Origin of the sequence: Methylobacterium gnaphalii, assembly GCF_007992215.1 — a bacterium.
GTDB lineage: Bacteria > Pseudomonadota > Alphaproteobacteria > Rhizobiales > Beijerinckiaceae > Methylobacterium > Methylobacterium gnaphalii.
Genome location: NZ_BJZV01000006.1, coordinates 143,462 through 159,179, shown reverse-complemented (window position 1 = coordinate 159,179; position 15,718 = coordinate 143,462). Strand labels below are relative to the sequence as shown.

The window sequence follows — 15,718 nt, the reverse complement described above, 5'->3', positions numbered from 1 at the left end:
ATGGATGGTATATGGAGGGTCTTTGCTGCAGTGCAAGATGAGCGGTGGGGCGGCGCGAGCCCGTCTAGGCTCCACTGTCCTCGCCGAGATACTCGCGCCAGATCACGCTTCCCCCGAGCGTGCCGATGAAGGCCGCGTGGCGTTCACGCTCGCTCTCGGTGAGCCGGTTGCGCATCGTGCGGACGGGAAGAACGATGGGCTCGTCCGGTCTATCCGCGGTCCGGCCATCGGAGTCCGCTGCGCCAGCCGCCACCGCCGCCAGTCCGAGGCTCGTCTGCTTGCCGCCGAGGAGCTCGATATAGACCTCCGCCAAGATCTCGGCGTCGAGCAGGGCCCCGTGCTTGGTGCGCTTGGTGTTGTCGATCCCGTAGCGACTGCACAGGGCATCGAGGTTGTTGGCCGCGCCCGGATGCCGGCGCCGGGCCAGCGCCAGCGTATCGACCACGTCCTCCAGGACGATCGGCGGAGGCGCCGACGGCTTGAGCCGGGCAAATTCCATGTTGAGGAAGCCGACGTCGAAGGCCGCGTTGTGGATCACCAGGCGCGCATCGCCGCAGAATTCGAGCAGGGCGTCGACGATGTCGGCGAAGACCGGCTTGTCGGCGAGGAACGCGTCGGACAGACCGTGCACCGCAAACGCGCCCTCCGAGACCGGCCGCTGGGGATTCACGAAGCGGTGGAAGGTCTTGCCGGTGCGAATGTGGTTGATCAGCTCGACGCAGCCGATCTCGATCAGCCGGTCGCCCCCCTTCGCATCCGTGCCGGTGGTCTCGGTATCGAGGACGATCTCGCGCAGCATGTTTCGGATTTTCGTGTGAGAGGCTGACGGGACGACCCTAGCCTGAATCCGTCAGCCGCGCGATGAGGGCGACGATTTCGGCCTCCGCATGAGCGAAGCCGAGGCTGGTGTCGATCACGGCATCGGCCCGGGCACGCTTCTCGGCATCCGGCATCTGCTTGGCGAGGATCGCCTCGAAGGCTGCCTCCGTCATGCCCGGGCGAGCGAGGACACGGGCACGCTGGACCTCCGGCGGGGCGCTGACGACGAGGACCGCATCGCAGCGCGTCTCGGCCCCGGTCTCGAACAGGAGCGGGATATCGAGAACCGCGAGGGGCGCCCCCGCGTGCCGTTTGAGGAAGGCACGATTCTCGTCCCTGACCAGAGGATGCACCAGGGCCTCCAGCCTCTGGAGCGCCTCCGGCCGGCCGAGCACGATCTGTCGAAGCCGCTCGCGGTCGACGCCACTGTCGGGGCCCAGGCTTCCGGGGAAGGCCTGCCCGATCGCCTCGGCTGCCGCTCCGCCGGGGGCGTAGAGGCGGTGAACCGCCGCGTCCGCGTCATGAACCGGCACGCCATGCTTGGCGAAAAGGCCAGCTGTCGCGGATTTTCCCATGCCGATCGAGCCGGTGAGGCCCAGCACGACCCGGGGTCGGTCGCGGTCCGGCTCGCTCATCGCGTGAGATCGGCCACGATCAGGTCGCGCAACTGCGACGTCACCTGCGGGCGGACGCCGAACCAGGCCTCGAAACCCGGCACGGCCTGGTGGAGGAGCATGCCGAGGCCGTCGACGACTAGGAGTCCCCGTGCGCGGGCGGCAGAGAGAAGCGGTGTCTCGAGCGGAGCATAGACGATATCCGCCACCGCTGCCGTCGCCGGCAGGGCGTCGAGATCGAGGTCGAGCGGCGGATGGCCCGTCATGCCGAGCGAGGTGGTGTTGACGAGAAGGCCGGCCCTCGCGAGCTCCTTCGGCAAGGCGCTCCAATCGATGGGTTCGATGCGCTCGGGCTCGATTGCGGTGAGGGCGCGGGCACGCTCCGGGCTTCGGTTGGCGACGAGGATCCGGTTGATCCCGTGCTCGGCCAGCCCGGTGACGACCGCGCGCGCGGCGCCACCGGCGCCAAGAACCACCGCCGTTCCGCCGGAACGCGGCAGCCAGTCGGGGCCGAGCGACTGATCGAGATGGGCGATGAAACCGGGCGCATCGGTGTTGTCGCCGAGGATGCCGTCCTCGCGGACCACAAGCGTGTTCACCGCGCCGATCTTTTTCGCACGCGCGGTGAGGCTGTCCGCCAGCTGAAAAGCTGCTTCCTTATGGGGGATGGTCACGTTGCCGCCGGCGAAACCGGCCTGCGCCAACCCGCGCACGAAGGCCGCGAAGTCTTCGGGTGGCACATCGATGCGCTCGTAGGAGCCCGCAATCCCGAGATCCCGCAGCCATTGCCCATGGATCAGGGGCGAGCGTGAATGGGCAATGGGGTGGCCGACGACAAAAGCCTTGCGCATCACGCCTCGCATTCCGCCGGCAGGGTACAATCGGCGATGCCGGGCCGCTCGATCTGCAGCGTCGCATGGGCGATGCCGAACTTCTCACGTAGCTCCCGCGCCGTCTCGCGAAGGAAATCGTCCGCCAGGGCTTCGTGCCGGGTGACGAGGTGGGCCGTCAGAGCGGTCTCGGTGGTGCTCATCGACCAGATATGGAGGTCATGCAGGGTATCGACCCCAGGGCGATTCTCGAGGGCTGCGCGAACCGCGGCAGGATCGATCCCGGGCGGTACCGCGGACAGGGCCATGCCGAGGCTGTCGCGCAGGAGCCCCCAGGTGCTCCAGATGATCAACAGGGCGATGACGAGGCTCACCAGCGGGTCGATCCAGTCGAGGCCGGTGGCGAGGATGACGAGGCCGGACAGCACCACGCCCAGCGACACGACGGCATCCGCCATCATGTGCAGGTAGGCCCCGCGGATATTGATGTCGCTCCGGCCCCCGGAGGCGAACAGCCAGGCCGTGAATCCGTTGATCGCGATGCCGATCCCCGCAACGACCATGACGGTCGTCCCGGCAACCGGTGCCGGTGAAAGGAACCGCTGCACCGCCTCCAGGATGATCGCACCGGTGGCGATCAGCAGGAACACCGCGTTGAACAGGGCCGCGAGGATGGAGGATCCCCGCAAGCCGTAGGTGAAGCGCGCGCTCGGCCGCCGTTTCACCAGGACCGAGGCGACCCAGGCCGCAGCGAGGCCGAGCACGTCGGACAGGTTGTGGCCAGCATCGGCCACGAGCGCCATCGAGTTGCTCAGGATTCCATAGCCGGCTTCGATGACGACGAATCCGAGATTCAGCGCGATCCCGATGGCGAAGGCCTTGCCGAAATCCCTTGGCGCGTGGCTATGCCCTGCCGGTCCATGGCCATGATGTCCGTGATCATCATGGTGACCATGTTCGTCGTGTGCGTGGCCCGGCATTCCGAATCCCGTCATGCGATCGCCAGGAGACCCATCGCTCGCAGCCTGGCGAGCAGCGGGATCAACGGCAGGCCGAGCACCGTCGAATGGTCTCCCTCAACCCGCTCAAACAGGTGAATCCCGGGCCCTTCGAGCTGGTAGCCACCGACGCTCGACGTCACCCGATCCTCTCCCGCCAAGGCCAGATAGGCCTCGATCGCCTCCGCACCGAGAGCGCGCATGGTGAGATGCGCCGTCTCATGAAAGACTTCGCCGATCCCATCGCCAACGATGGCAACCGCGGAATGCAGGGCATGGGTTCGCCCCCGCAACCGGCTCAGGTGTGTCCGAGCTTCACCTAAATCGGCCGGCTTGTGAAAAACCTCTCCGTCGAGATCCAGGACCTGGTCGGCGCCGATCGTCATGCGACCCGGATGCCGTTCTGCAACCTCTCTCGCCTTTGCTTGCGCAAGACGACGGGCGAGATCAGACGGACTCAAACCCTGCGCTTCGGTCTCGATGGCTCGCTCATCGACCGAAGGCCTGACGATTTGTGCAGCAAGTCCGGCACTGGCCAGAAGTTCGGCCCGCGTTCGACTGCCTGAAGCCAGGATGAGAGGTGCTTCGGCAAGCCAGAGCCCTGTCTGATACTCCGCCATCGATCCGTTCACGTCGCGATGAACTTCAATCGATGCTCGCGATAGAGATCGAGGATGGCGGCCGCAGTCTCCTCGATCGACCGGCGCGTCACGTCGATCGTCGGCCAGCGCTGCTTGGCACAGAGCCGCCGGGACGCTGCGATTTCGTCGGCGACCGCATCGCGATCGACATACATCGAGTTGTCGTCGGCCTTCAGGCTCAAGAGGCGGTTCTGGCGGATATGGACGATGCGTTCGGGAGACGCGATCAGTCCCACCACCAGGGGTTTCCGTGTCTCGGCAAGCGCCGACGGCAATGGCATCGAAGGGACGAGCGGGAAATTCGCGGTCTTGAGGCCGCGATTTGCCAGATAGATCGATGTCGGCGTTTTCGAGGTCCGGCTCACGCCGACAAGTACCACGTCGGCCTCGTCGATATCCGGCGGCAGGTTTCCGTCATCATGCGCGAGCGTGAAGTTCATCGCGTCGATGCGCTTGAAATACTCCGCGTTCAACATGTGCTGCGCGCCCGGGCGAGCGGTCGAATTCGCTCCAAGATAGGAGCGCAATAGCGCGTGCACCGGTTGCAGCACGTTGAGCGTCGGCGATCCGGTCTCGCGGCAGGCCTCTGCGAGGCGTGACGTCAACTCGTCGTCGACAAGGGTGTAGAGGACGAGACCGGGCGCCGCCTGGATCTCAGAGACCACGCGCTCGAGCTGCGCCCGTGACCGAACCAGCGGGTAGACATGCTCGATGGCCGAGACACCTTCATACTGAGCCGCCGCCGCGCGCCCGACATTGATCAACGTCTCGCCCGTCGAATCCGACACGAGATGAAGGTGGAAGTAGCTGCGGCCCATGGCGAATTCGCTTTTCCCGCAAACGAGCTCGACATGCTCGAACGGTTTGTCCCCAGGCTTGGCACTGGGGAGTCGACGAATGGGGATAAGCCGGCTTCCTGTGGCGGTCCAGCCAGCGCAAGGGATGTCTTGTCGACTCCCGTGTCAACAATCCGTCGAGTCGGACTCGTGGCGACGCCGAAATGGGAGAATCCGGGACCGTTCGGCACGGAACGGCCGTGATGTCCATACAAACCGCTGACACGGCTTGCGATTGCATCAGAGTAGAGCTGATCCGTTAAAACCCTCTTAACGGCGTGGCGATGGGGACGGCCTGTGGATGGATTTGCGAACCCATGACTCAGCCTCCAAGAGAAGAAACAGAGTCTAAGAGTCTCTTTTCTCTTTAGAAAAGGGCCTGTGTGGGAATGGCAGGCCTCGAGCCTGAACGATCAGGCTTCCCGCGGGAAAGCCTGGCTGTATGCTTGGCGCTACAAAGAGGACAGGATCGGAACGGGTGATGGTTGGGGTGAGAACGGAGGACCGCAAGGTCCTACGCGTGCTGTCGGGCGAGGCGATCTCGCCGCCACCCGCCTGGATGATGCGTCAGGCCGGACGCTACCTGCCCGAATATCGCGAGACCCGCGCCCAGGCCGGTTCTTTCCTCGACCTCTGCTACAATCCCGCTTTCGCCACGGAGGTGACCTTACAGCCTATTCGCCGCTTTGGGTTTGAGGCCTCAATCCTGTTCTCCGACATCCTCGTTGTTCCGCACGCGCTGGGACAAGGTGTGCGGTTCGTCGTGGGTGAAGGACCTCGGCTCGATGCTCTCACCGGTCGAGCGGAATTCGAGGCCCTGCGGGAGGTGGATGATCCTGCGATCTTCACACATCTCGCGCCGGTCTTCGAGGCTGTGTCGCGTATTCGGGCTGGGCTGCCACACGAGACGACGCTCCTCGGCTTCTGCGGAGCTCCGTGGACGGTGGCGAGCTACATGATCGGTGGGCGTGGCACGCCCGATCTAGCCCCAGCGCGGGCACTGGCCACGGCCGATCCCAGTCTCGTGGAGGCTTTGATCGATCGGCTCGTGCGCGTGCAGACGGAATACCTCATCCGCCAGTTCGAGGCCGGGGCAGATGCGGTTCAGATCTTCGAATCCCATGCCGGCGTCCTGCCAGAAGGCAGTGATGCTTTGGCACGCTGGTCGTTGCAGCCGATCGCACGGATGATTGAGGGCGTCAGGACGCGCGTTCCAGATGCGAAGATCATCGTGTTCTGCCGTGGTTCCGGCATCGATGGACATGCTCGGGTCGTCCCGGAAACCCATGCCAGCGCCGTCGGCGTCGATTGGGGTGTGGACCTTGCCGCCTTGCGTACGCGGCTGCCGGAGACGACCGTGACGCAGGGCAATCTCCATCCGGAGACGTTGATCGCGGGTGGCGCTGCGCTCGACGCCGAGGTCGATGCCATCCTAGAGGCGACACGAGGCCTGCCGCATATCTTCAACCTTGGCCACGGCATCACGCCGCAGACGCCGGTCGCGCATGTGGAGCAGATGCTGGCACGGCTCAGACGAGAGGCGTGAGCCGCCCTCGACGGTCCGAGGCAAGGCGGGCTATGGACAGGGCGAGCGACTAAGCCGCCCCTTCAGCCGGAGCCTCCCGAGCCCGTGGACAATCTCTACCTTTGGATCAAGGCCGGTCACATCGTCTCGCTGATCGCCTGGATGGCGGCGATGCTCTACCTGCCGCGCCTCTTCGTCTATCACGCCGGCTTGCCTGCAGGGTCCGAGGTGCAGTCGGCGACCTTCAAGATCATGGAGCGCCGGCTGCTCAAGGCGATCATGACTCCCGCCATGATCCTGACCTGGATCTTCGGTGTCACGCTCGCTGTGAAGAGCGGCTACTACACCTCATACTGGTTGCAGTTGAAATTCTTGCTCGTTGTGGTGATGAGCGGAATCCACGGCTGGCTCTCGAAAATGGTCAAGGATTTCGCGGCCGACCGGAATCGACATGGCAGCCGGTTCTACCGTGTCGTCAACGAGGTACCAACGCTCCTGATGATCCTCATCGTCATTCTGGCCGTCGTGAAGCCGGGGGGCTGAGGCAGCTATCCCGCGTGTAAAAAGGGGACTGCATCGATGATGCGCCGTTTCGGCTTCGCTGCCGCAATCGTGCTTGCCGGGCCAGCGGTTGCCAATGCGGCGAGCTTCTCCTGCGAAAAGGCGGAGACTGCGGACGAGAAGGCGATCTGCGCGACACCCACGCTCAACGACCGCGACGTCGAGTTAGCCGTGCGCTTCGAGATCCTGAAGGACCTACTGGCGATGGGAAATCGCGCCCAGCTGCAGGACGATCAGGAGACTTGGCTCAAGGAGCGTCGGACCTGCGCAGCCGACATCGCATGTCTGCGACAGGCCTACGAGACCCGGCTCAAGGTCCTACGCGGCGTCTTTTCAGAATTCGCCAAACAGGGTCCGCAATAGGCGGGTTGGTCCCGGACAGTGTCATTCAGGGCCGCACTCCGTGTGCGGTCCCGGAACTGTCGTCGGCGTTGGAATTCAGCCTGGCGCGGCTCAAAGCCCGACAGGCCGCCCTGCGGCTACCACCAGCATCTTGCCGTCGGCGAAGGTGCGGGCGCTGGCGCGGCGAATATCGGCCTGGGTAACACCGGCGACCATGTCGTTGCGGCGAGCAATGTAGTCCATGCCCAGACCCTCGAAGGCGATCTGCACGAGTTGATTGGCGATCTTGGTCGAGGTGTCGAAGCTCAATGCGTAGGAGCCGGTGAGGTAATCCTTGGCCTTCTGCAACTCCTCGTCCGAAGGGCCATCTTGGACCAGCCGGGCGATCTCGTCGCCAATCACGTCGAGTGCCTCTACGACACGCTCGTTCTTGGTGGCCGTGTAGCCCCAGGTCATGGCGACCGCCCGGTGCGAGGTCAGCGAGGTGCCGACAGAGTAGGCGAGGCCGCGCTTCTCGCGCACCTCTTGGAACAGGCGCGAGGTGAAGGCCCCGCCACCGAGGATATGGTTGAGGACATAGGCCGGGATGAAGTCGGGATCGCGCCAGGCGACACCGCCGAGGCCGAAGCGGATCACTGACTGGGGCACGTCGAGATCCACCACGATGCGGCGGCCGAGATCGTGGATATGCGTGGGGGGAACCGCCGTCAGCGGGGCTGCCTCCGGTAAGCCACCGAAGGCTTTCTCCAGCATCGCGGCAACGCCTTCGGCCTCCACTGCACCGACCACGGCAACCTTGAGCCCACCGCGGCCGATCAGGGACCGGTGCATGGCGACCAAGTCATCGCGGGTGATCGCGGCGAGACTCTCCAGCGTACCCGCCGAGGGCCGGCTGTAGGGATGATCCGGAAACGCCTCGCGGAAATAGCGCCGGGAGGCCATCACGCCGGGATCGTTCTGCTGGTAGCGCAGGCTCGCGATCATCTGCGCGCGCACGCGCTCGATCGCGATCGGGTCGAGCTGTGGCTCGGCCAGCGCGAGCGCCGTAAGGCGGATCGCCTCGTCGGCATGCTTGACCAGCATTTTCAACGAGCCGCCGATGGAATCGGGGCCAGCATGGAAGTGCAGCTCGATGGCGCGTGCGGCAAGTGCTTCTTGAAAAGCGTCCGAGCCGAGATCGCCGGCACCCTCGTCGAGGAGGCGAGCCAGCATCTGCGCGGTACCGGCCTTCCCCTCTGGATCCTGCGCAGCGCCGCCCTCGAAGGTGAAGGCGACGGCGATCATCGGGACGAGGGGCGAGGGAACGTACCAGGCCTCGATGCCGCGGGCGGCCGCTACCGGCATCGCCTGGGTGGGCGATGACACGGTGCGGGTGCCAGTCTCGGCGAGGTTCATCGGAAACAGTCCTTCGGCGTCTCGGATACGGGTTCGGCCTCGTAGGCGCGAAACAAGGTCAGGCGGCGGCCGGTTCGCGGTCGTTGGTCAGGTAACCGGTGACGGAACGGGACGGGACGAGATAACGCTCCGCGACGGCAGAGAGCCGGTCGCGCGTCACCGCCTCGATGTCGGAGGGCCAGCGGCGAACCTCGTCGATGCTCTCGCCGATGGCGAGTGCCGCGCCATAGATGCGCGCGAGCGAGGACTGGCTGTCGGAGGAATAGATCGTCTCGGCGACCAGCCGGGTCTTGGCGCGCTCGATCGCCTCGGGTGACAGGGCCTCGCTGATACCTCGCAAGGCACGGTCGACATGGTCCTCGAGCTGTTCGAGGCTCACACCCTCGGCCGGCACGGCGTAGACCGAGAAGCGGGTGTCGTCGATGGCCGAGCCCATGTACCAGGCGCCGGCATTCACCGCGACGCAGGTCTCCAGCACCAGCCTGCGGTAGAGGTAGGAGGTGGCGCCGCCACCGATGACCTCGGCCAGCAATTCGAGCGCGTGACACTCGCCGCCCTGCGCGGTGACGCAGGATGGCGTCAGATAGAGGCGCTGCAGGGTCGGCTGTTCGACCTTCGGATCGGCAACGGAGACGCGACGCAAGGCCTTTGGCTCGGGTTCACGGGCGCGATGACGCTTCGGCCGGGCACCATGGGGCGCGACCTTGCCATAGGTGCCCTCGGCGAGCCGGCGTACTTCGTCGGAGGTGACATCGCCAGCCACTACCAGGATCGCGTTCTCCGGCGTGTAGAAGCGCTTGTAGTAGTCGATGGCGTGGTGTCGGTTCAGCTCTTCGATCTCGTGCATCCAGCCGATGATCGGAATGCCGTAGGGATGATGCACGAAGAGCGAGGCGGCCATGGCCTCAGAGAGCTGGGCGTTTGGATCGGTCTCGACCCGCATGCGACGCTCTTCCAGCACTACGTCGCGTTCAGGCGCGACCACCTCGTCGGACAGGACGAGTCCGCTCATCCGGTCGGCCTCGAACTCCATCATGGCCGCGAGATGGTCACGGGCGACGCGCTGGAAATAGGAGGTGTAGTCGTAGCTGGTGAAGGCGTTCTCCTGGCCACCGAGCGACGAGACCGCCTTGGAGAAAGCTCCGGCCGGGTGCCGCTCCGTGCCCTTGAACATCAGGTGCTCGAGAAAGTGCGCGATGCCCGACTGGCCGAGCGGATCGTCCGCCGAACCGTTGCGGTACCAGATCATATGGGTGGCAACGGGCACGCGGTGGTCAGGGACCACCACGACGTCGAGGCCGTTGTCGAGGACGAAGGACGAGACGTCGGGACCGCCGGCCTCCGAGCCTCCGAACGGCGCCGCCTCCACGCGGCCGGCATGCGCGTGGCCGCGCACCGGCCCAAGCAGGGCGTTGGCCTTCCGGGGGAGATACATCCTGACGTCCTTCGTGCGTCTGGTCTTTGAGAGATCGCGTCCCGGACTGTCGCGAGGTTCGTTCACCGGGGCAAGACCCGTACCGCAGGGTGTGACCTCTTGGCCACCCTCACGGGTGATGAAAACCGAACCTTCGGTTGCCGAACGGTTCGGACGGGCAGAGGCAATGCGAGAGGGTCAGTAACCGCTCTGCTGGCTCTGCTCGCGCATATAGGCGCGCGGATCGGCCTCTTCATTACCACTGATTGAACCGCCCATTGGACCGTTCTGCGTCTTCACCGTCTTGATCGGCGCCTTGCGGTAGCCAGTCGGCGGATCGGTCAGACCATCGCGCTCGGGCTCGACGATAGAGGGCTGAAGCTCATCCTTCTTGCCGCCGAATAGGGCGAGGGGATCAAACCAGCTCGAATCGCGAGCTTCACCACCCGGGCGGGGCGCCGGATCATTCGACAGGCCTGCGCCGGCACGGCGGCCGCGATTCATCTCGGCAGCCGACAGCGTTTCGTTGTTGTCGTTCATGCGCCCCTGCGCCCCGCGCACGATCGGCTTATTCGCCTCGCTCCGGGCGCGCTCGCGCTGGGTTACTTCGGGATCTTTCGGCCAGGACGGATCATCCTGCTGTGCCTGCGGCGTCGGAAGCGGAAGCGGCAATGTCGGATCGGCGCTCGTCGTATCGAGGGCCTTGCCTTTCGGATGCTTCTTTGCGGCGGAACGGGCGCCGAGAGCCGGCGGCATCACCAGCGGCGCCCGCTCGCGGTAGGTAATGGGTGGGCGTTCCGGCTCGATCAGGCCGATGCTGCTCATGGCATCGCGCATGAACTCGCCCTCGGCGGCACGGGCCGGAGCAGCGGCGAGGAGACTGAGAGCGAGACTAGCCGTGAAGACCGTGAGGATTCCGCGCTGCCCGCTCATTCTGCCCTCGAGTTTCGGCCGTTCCGGCGCTGATGGGGAATCGCATCCGATGCGCGGGCGCCGAAAGGTATTCCGTGGGCTGGTTTTCGGGCGAAGGTATGGCGGTCGTCGATCCTACGACCGTCATCGGCTGGAATCGAGAGTGTCCGGCAGGCTGCGTTGCGCTCCCCTATGCACCTTACGCTCGGGCCTGAGGCTGTCGAGGATTAGGCCAACGACACCGGCGACGATTGCCGCGTCGGCAACGTTGAACACGTACCAGGACCACTGGCCGGCATGCAGGTGGACGAAGTCGAACACCGCGCCGAACGCGGCACGGTCGATGGCATTGCCGACCGCTCCTCCGACGATCAGCCCGAGCGCCACCGCGAGCAGGCGCGAGGAGGCCCGGCTCATCCAGAATCCGAGCGCCAGTGCCGCTAAGGTCGAAAGGCCGATCAGCAGCCAACGGCCGAGGTTGCCCTCCTGCTGGAACATTCCGTAGGACACGCCGCGATTCCAGACCACGACGAAGTCCATGAAAGGCGCAACCCGCCACGGCTGGGTCAGCACGAGGTCGGTGCCGAGATAGAGCCCTAGCTTCGAGACCTGGTCCGCAACGAGCGTGACCAGGGCAGAGGCGAGGCCGAGGCGGAAAGGCGTCACGACGGGATCCTGCAGGATGAAGCCGCTGTCCTTCCCCGGCAGACCGGAGAAGATCGGGTGTTACGACCTCGCATTAGGCCTCACCCGGATGCGCTGCATCCCACTCGCGCAATGCCCTCGCGTCGCGTGGGGTCACGTCGGGATAGGCCGGGTCCGTGCCGACATCGGGTGAGACGCGCCAGGAACGGGCGCATTTCCGGCCCTCTGCGGGCTGGGGCACGACTGCGACGCCCTTGACGTCATCAAGGCGGAAAGCCTCGGCAGGCCCCTCGCCGGCGCCGACGCTAATGCCGGAGGTGATGCAGATCTCGGCAAAGTCCACGCCATCGAGCGCACTGAGCAGGTCGGGATCCGACACGAAGACCTGCGGAGCCGCCTCAAGGCTGGCACCAATGCGCTTGGCGGCACGCTCGATCTCGAGTGCCCCGGTAACCACGCGGCGGACCCGGCGGATCTCCTGCCAACGGGCGGCGAGCGCGTCGTCACGCCAAGCGGCCGGGGTTTCCGACAGAGTCTGGAGGTGCACCGAGCCGTCTTCGGAGGGGTAGCGGTCCAGCCAGGCTTCTTCCGCCGTGAAGGCAAGAACCGGAGCCAACCAGATCACGACGCGGCAGAACGCCTCGTCTATGACCTGCAATGAAGCACGGCGGGTCACGGAGGAGATCGGGTCGCAGTAGAGCGCGTCCTTCCTCACGTCGAAGTAGAAGGCCGAGAGATCGCCAGTCATGAAGCCGTTAAGCAGTGCCACGATCCGCTTGGTGTCGAAAGCCGCGTAGGCCTCGCGGATCTCGCCGTCGAGCTGAGCAAGCCGGTGTAGGATGAACCGCTCCAGCTCCGGCATTTCGGCGAACGAAACATCATCCCCAGGAACCCGATGAGCCAGCGAGCCGAGCATCCAGCGAAGGGAGTTTCGCAGCTTGCGATAGGTCTCGGCAAAGGTCTTGACGATCTCTGGCCCGATCCGGAGGTCGTCCGAATAGTCAGAAGCAGCGACCCAGAGCCGGAGGATGTCGGCGCCCGATTCCTTGATCACACTCTGCGGCGCGACGACGTTGCCCTTCGACTTCGACATCTTCTCGCCCTTGGGGTCGAGAACGAAGCCGTGGGTGAGCACCACGTCGTAGGGCGCATGGCCCTGCGTGCCGCAGGATTCGAGCAGCGAGGACTGGAACCAGCCGCGATGCTGGTCGGAACCCTCCAGATACATCACACGGTCTCGGCCGCCCTCGCGCACGCGCTTGACGCCAGCGAGACCCGGGAAGGCTTCCGGATCGTCGAGCACGAAGGCGTGGGTCGAGCCCGAATCGAACCAGACGTCGAGGACGTCGGTGACTTTTTCGTAGTCCGCCGGATCATGATCTGGGGCGAGGAAACGCGCGCCGTCTGCATCTGAGAACCAGGCATCGGCGCCCTCGGCCGCGAAGGCTTCGGCGATACGAGCATTCACCCGCTCATCGCGCAGCACCTCGCTGGTGCCCTTCTTGACGAAAACCGTGATTGGCACGCCCCAGGCGCGCTGCCGTGAAACCACCCAGTCCGGCTTGTTGCCGACCATACCGTTGATGCGGTTCTTGCCCTGCGGCGGAACCCACTGCGTTTCTTCGATCGCTTCGAAGGCGACTTCTCGCAGCGTACGGTTGCCGAGCGCATCCACTGGCTTGTCCATCGCAATGAACCATTGCGGCGTGTTGCGGAAGATAACGGGTTTCTTCGAGCGCCAGGAATGCGGGTATTGGTGGCGCAACACGCCGCGGGCAATCAGGGAACCAGCCTCAGTCAACGCTGCGATCAAGGCCTTGTTGGCATCTCCCTTCTCGCCCTTGTGGGTGAGGACGCGCTTGCCCGTAAAGCCTGGAGCCTCGTCGGTGTAAACGCCCTCGGCGTCGACCGTGTAGGGAATGCGGGTGTCGATGCCGGCCTGCGTCAGTCGGCGGCCATTGGCCATCCAGACCTCGAAGTCCTCACGGCCGTGGCTCGGTGCTGTATGCACGAAGCCGGTACCCGCCTCGTCAGTGACGTGATCGCCCTCGAGCAGCGGCACAGCGAACTCGTAGCCGGCGACGTGGCCGTTCAGCGGGTGCGAAAGCGTCAGCCCGGCGAAGGCGTCCGGCGAGACATCGGCAATACGATCATAGGCCTCGACGCGGGCAGCCTTGAACACTGTCTCGGCAAGCGCATCGGCGAGCAGGTAGCTCTCTCCAACCTTGGCCCAGTTATCCACGGCAGCCGCCGTAACGCGGTAGAGCCCATAGGCCACGCGCTTGGAATAGGCGACGGCGCGGTTGCCAGGGATCGTCCAGGGCGTAGTCGTCCAGATCACGATACGTGCACCGGCCCACTCGGCCGGAGCACCATCACGCATTCGGAAAGCGACGAAGATCGTGTCGCTGACATGCTCCTCGTACTCAATCTCCGCCTCGGCCAAAGCAGTCTTCTCGACCACCGACCACATCACCGGCTTCGAGCCGCGATAGAGCTGGCCTGTGACGGCGAACTTCATCAACTCGGAGGCGATGCGGGCCTCGGCCGGATAAGCCATTGTCGAGTAGGGATGCGCCCAGTCGCCGGTAACGCCGAGCCGCTTGAATTCCTCACGCTGCACGTCGAGCCACTGGGCGGCGAAAGCCCTGCATTCCTGGCGGAATTCGAGGATCGGCACCTCGTCCTTGTTCTTGCCCTTGGCACGGTACTGCTCCTCGATCTTCCACTCGATCGGCAGGCCATGGCAGTCCCAGCCAGGCACGTAGTCGGCATCGTGCCCGAGAGCGCCCTGCGAGCGCACAATGACGTCCTTGAGGATCTTGTTGAGCGCGTGTCCGATATGGATGTTGCCGTTGGCATAGGGCGGTCCATCGTGCAGCACGAAGCGCGGGCGCCCGGCGGACTCGCGGCGGATGCGGCCGTAGAGGTCGTTCCGCTCCCAGCGCTCCAGCAGCAGCGGCTCGCGTGTCGGCAAGCCGGCGCGCATCGGAAACTCGGTCTTGGGCAGGAACAGCGTCTTGGAATAGTCGCGGCTCGGGCCGGCATCATCCGGCGCGGCAGGTTTGGCGGACTCGGTCATCGGTCTGGTCTTGCTCGTCTCGTGCGGTGTCAGGAGGCGGGCCGTGGGGCGCTCATGCGGACCTGTTCCGGCATCTGCGCCCGGCCGCGCGTCAGGCGCGGCGCTCAGGCGGAGGCCGGGCCTGTAATTCGAAGGCGCGACAGCGCGCCCGTCAGATCATGGGCCTCGAGCATTTGGCGCTTCTAGCAGCGCCGTTCTCCTCACGCCAGCAGACAACGGCGTGTGATCGCTTCATCACGAAGCCGGGAATGCGCAGTCTTCCATGGCACTTTTGCCAAGCCTAGCCGTTGAGACCACACGAGTCCGGGAGCCCACGAGCACCCTGGAAGCGGAATACAACGAGAAGCACGAAAGAGATCCGCATGAAACACCTCCTCCTCGCTGCTACGGTGGCTCTGTCGGCCCTGACCCTGTCGAGCGCTGCCGAAGCGCAGGGCGTTCCTGGTGGCATGAGCCGTGGTGCTCGCGAGGGCAACCGCGTGGCTGGTCCGGTGGGCGGCATCGTGGGTGGTGCGGTTGGCGGTGCTGTCGGTGGCGTCAACGGCGTTCTCGGCATCGATCCGGGCCGCCGCGCCTATCGCACCCGTATGCGTTCCCATCGCGGCTACCATCATCGTCACCACCGCTGAGCGTCGATGCAGCGCGCCGGCGGCTCGATGCTGCCGGCGCGATGAATCGAGACGGGCACCAGCCTTCTCTCTGTCATGCAGAGGACGGCGATCAGCTTCAGGTTTCTGGCCCAACGCGCTTTTTCGAGCGACTCGGTATCCCCTTCGCCGGATGACGCTCTAGCTACCCCCTTGGAAACTGGAGAGGAGCCGGAATGTCCCGCGACCAGAGCCACGTCATCGATCGCGCCGAGACCAAGGCTGCAAAGGCGGCCGAGCAGCAGGCGAGAGCTTCGGCGATCTGGGAAGAGATCGAGGCCGACCGGCGGGCGTTGGACGATCGCACGGAGCGACTGCGGGCTCTGCGCCTAGCGCGCCAGTCCGACGGCCGCGACTAAATCCAAGCTTCTGTCATCATTGCGAGGCAACGAAGTAGCGATCGAGGACGATACCCGCACTGTCAGCGCGTCGGTTCTGCTTCGCTGTGTTCGCAATG

Annotated in this window: 16 protein-coding genes; 5 read left to right on the top strand and 11 right to left on the bottom strand. The window is 65.1% G+C overall.

Annotated features, from left to right (window positions below):
- Positions 1-64: 64 nt before the first annotated feature.
- The 6 genes from dnaQ to MGN01_RS07605 are packed head-to-tail and all read right to left on the bottom strand — an operon-like array spanning position 65 to position 4,720.
- Positions 65-799 (bottom strand): DNA polymerase III subunit epsilon, encoded by a 735-nt coding sequence (gene dnaQ / locus MGN01_RS07630; RefSeq protein WP_147045983.1) that lies wholly within the window; start codon positions 797-799, stop codon positions 65-67.
- 37 nt (positions 800-836) lie between these two features.
- On the bottom strand, positions 837-1,454 hold the full coding sequence (coaE, locus tag MGN01_RS07625; protein ID WP_147045982.1) for a dephospho-CoA kinase: 618 nt from the start codon (positions 1,452-1,454) through the stop codon (positions 837-839).
- Positions 1,451-2,284 carry a shikimate dehydrogenase gene (locus MGN01_RS07620; protein WP_174804570.1) on the bottom strand — a complete coding sequence of 278 codons (834 nt, stop codon included), beginning with the start codon at positions 2,282-2,284 and terminating at the stop codon, positions 1,451-1,453. Before MGN01_RS07620 ends, coaE begins: the two co-directional genes overlap by 4 nt.
- On the bottom strand, positions 2,284-3,243 hold the full coding sequence (locus tag MGN01_RS07615; protein WP_147045980.1) for a cation diffusion facilitator family transporter: 960 nt from the start codon (positions 3,241-3,243) through the stop codon (positions 2,284-2,286). The genes MGN01_RS07620 and MGN01_RS07615 overlap by 1 nt, the downstream gene beginning before the upstream one ends.
- Before the next feature lie 11 nt (positions 3,244-3,254).
- Entirely contained in the window at positions 3,255-3,881 is a 627-nt protein-coding gene (locus MGN01_RS07610) for a Maf family protein (protein ID WP_147045979.1), read from the bottom strand.
- Between the two features lie 8 nt (positions 3,882-3,889).
- Entirely contained in the window at positions 3,890-4,720 is an 831-nt protein-coding gene (locus MGN01_RS07605; RefSeq protein ID WP_147045978.1) for a pyruvate, water dikinase regulatory protein, read from the bottom strand.
- Between the two features lie 499 nt (positions 4,721-5,219).
- Between MGN01_RS07605 and hemE the strand changes: the two genes are divergently transcribed.
- From hemE to MGN01_RS07590, 3 genes are all read left to right on the top strand, one after another.
- Positions 5,220-6,284: a uroporphyrinogen decarboxylase gene (gene hemE / locus MGN01_RS07600; RefSeq protein WP_147045977.1), complete on the top strand. Its 1,065-nt coding sequence runs from the start codon at positions 5,220-5,222 to the stop codon at positions 6,282-6,284.
- A gap of 84 nt (positions 6,285-6,368) precedes the next feature.
- Complete coding sequence (gene hemJ, locus MGN01_RS07595; protein ID WP_147045976.1) at positions 6,369-6,806, top strand: protoporphyrinogen oxidase HemJ; 438 nt, start codon at positions 6,369-6,371, stop codon at positions 6,804-6,806.
- 39 nt (positions 6,807-6,845) lie between these two features.
- Positions 6,846-7,187, top strand: coding sequence for a lysozyme inhibitor LprI family protein (locus MGN01_RS07590; protein ID WP_147046055.1), 342 nt, complete (start codon positions 6,846-6,848; stop codon positions 7,185-7,187).
- A 90-nt stretch (positions 7,188-7,277) separates the two neighbouring features.
- Here the strand turns inward: MGN01_RS07590 and MGN01_RS07585 are convergent, their stop codons facing one another.
- From MGN01_RS07585 to ileS, 5 genes are all read right to left on the bottom strand, one after another.
- Entirely contained in the window at positions 7,278-8,561 is a 1,284-nt protein-coding gene (locus tag MGN01_RS07585) for a M16 family metallopeptidase (RefSeq protein WP_147045975.1), read from the bottom strand.
- 58 nt (positions 8,562-8,619) lie between these two features.
- Positions 8,620-9,996 (bottom strand): M16 family metallopeptidase, encoded by a 1,377-nt coding sequence (locus MGN01_RS07580; protein WP_147045974.1) that lies wholly within the window; start codon positions 9,994-9,996, stop codon positions 8,620-8,622.
- Positions 9,997-10,173: 177 nt separating this feature from the next.
- Positions 10,174-10,908, bottom strand: coding sequence for a hypothetical protein (locus MGN01_RS07575; RefSeq protein WP_147045973.1), 735 nt, complete (start codon positions 10,906-10,908; stop codon positions 10,174-10,176).
- 123 nt (positions 10,909-11,031) lie between these two features.
- Positions 11,032-11,553, bottom strand: coding sequence for a signal peptidase II (gene lspA, locus MGN01_RS07570; protein WP_147045972.1), 522 nt, complete (start codon positions 11,551-11,553; stop codon positions 11,032-11,034).
- A 73-nt stretch (positions 11,554-11,626) separates the two neighbouring features.
- Positions 11,627-14,614: an isoleucine--tRNA ligase gene (gene ileS, locus MGN01_RS07565; RefSeq protein ID WP_147045971.1), complete on the bottom strand. Its 2,988-nt coding sequence runs from the start codon at positions 14,612-14,614 to the stop codon at positions 11,627-11,629.
- Positions 14,615-14,976: 362 nt separating this feature from the next.
- Here ileS and MGN01_RS07560 point away from each other — a divergent pair, with 362 nt between their 5' ends.
- Entirely contained in the window at positions 14,977-15,243 is a 267-nt protein-coding gene (locus MGN01_RS07560; protein WP_147045970.1) for a hypothetical protein, read from the top strand.
- 194 nt (positions 15,244-15,437) lie between these two features.
- Positions 15,438-15,620, top strand: coding sequence for a hypothetical protein (locus tag MGN01_RS07555; RefSeq protein ID WP_147045969.1), 183 nt, complete (start codon positions 15,438-15,440; stop codon positions 15,618-15,620).
- Positions 15,621-15,718: the final 98 nt, after the last annotated feature.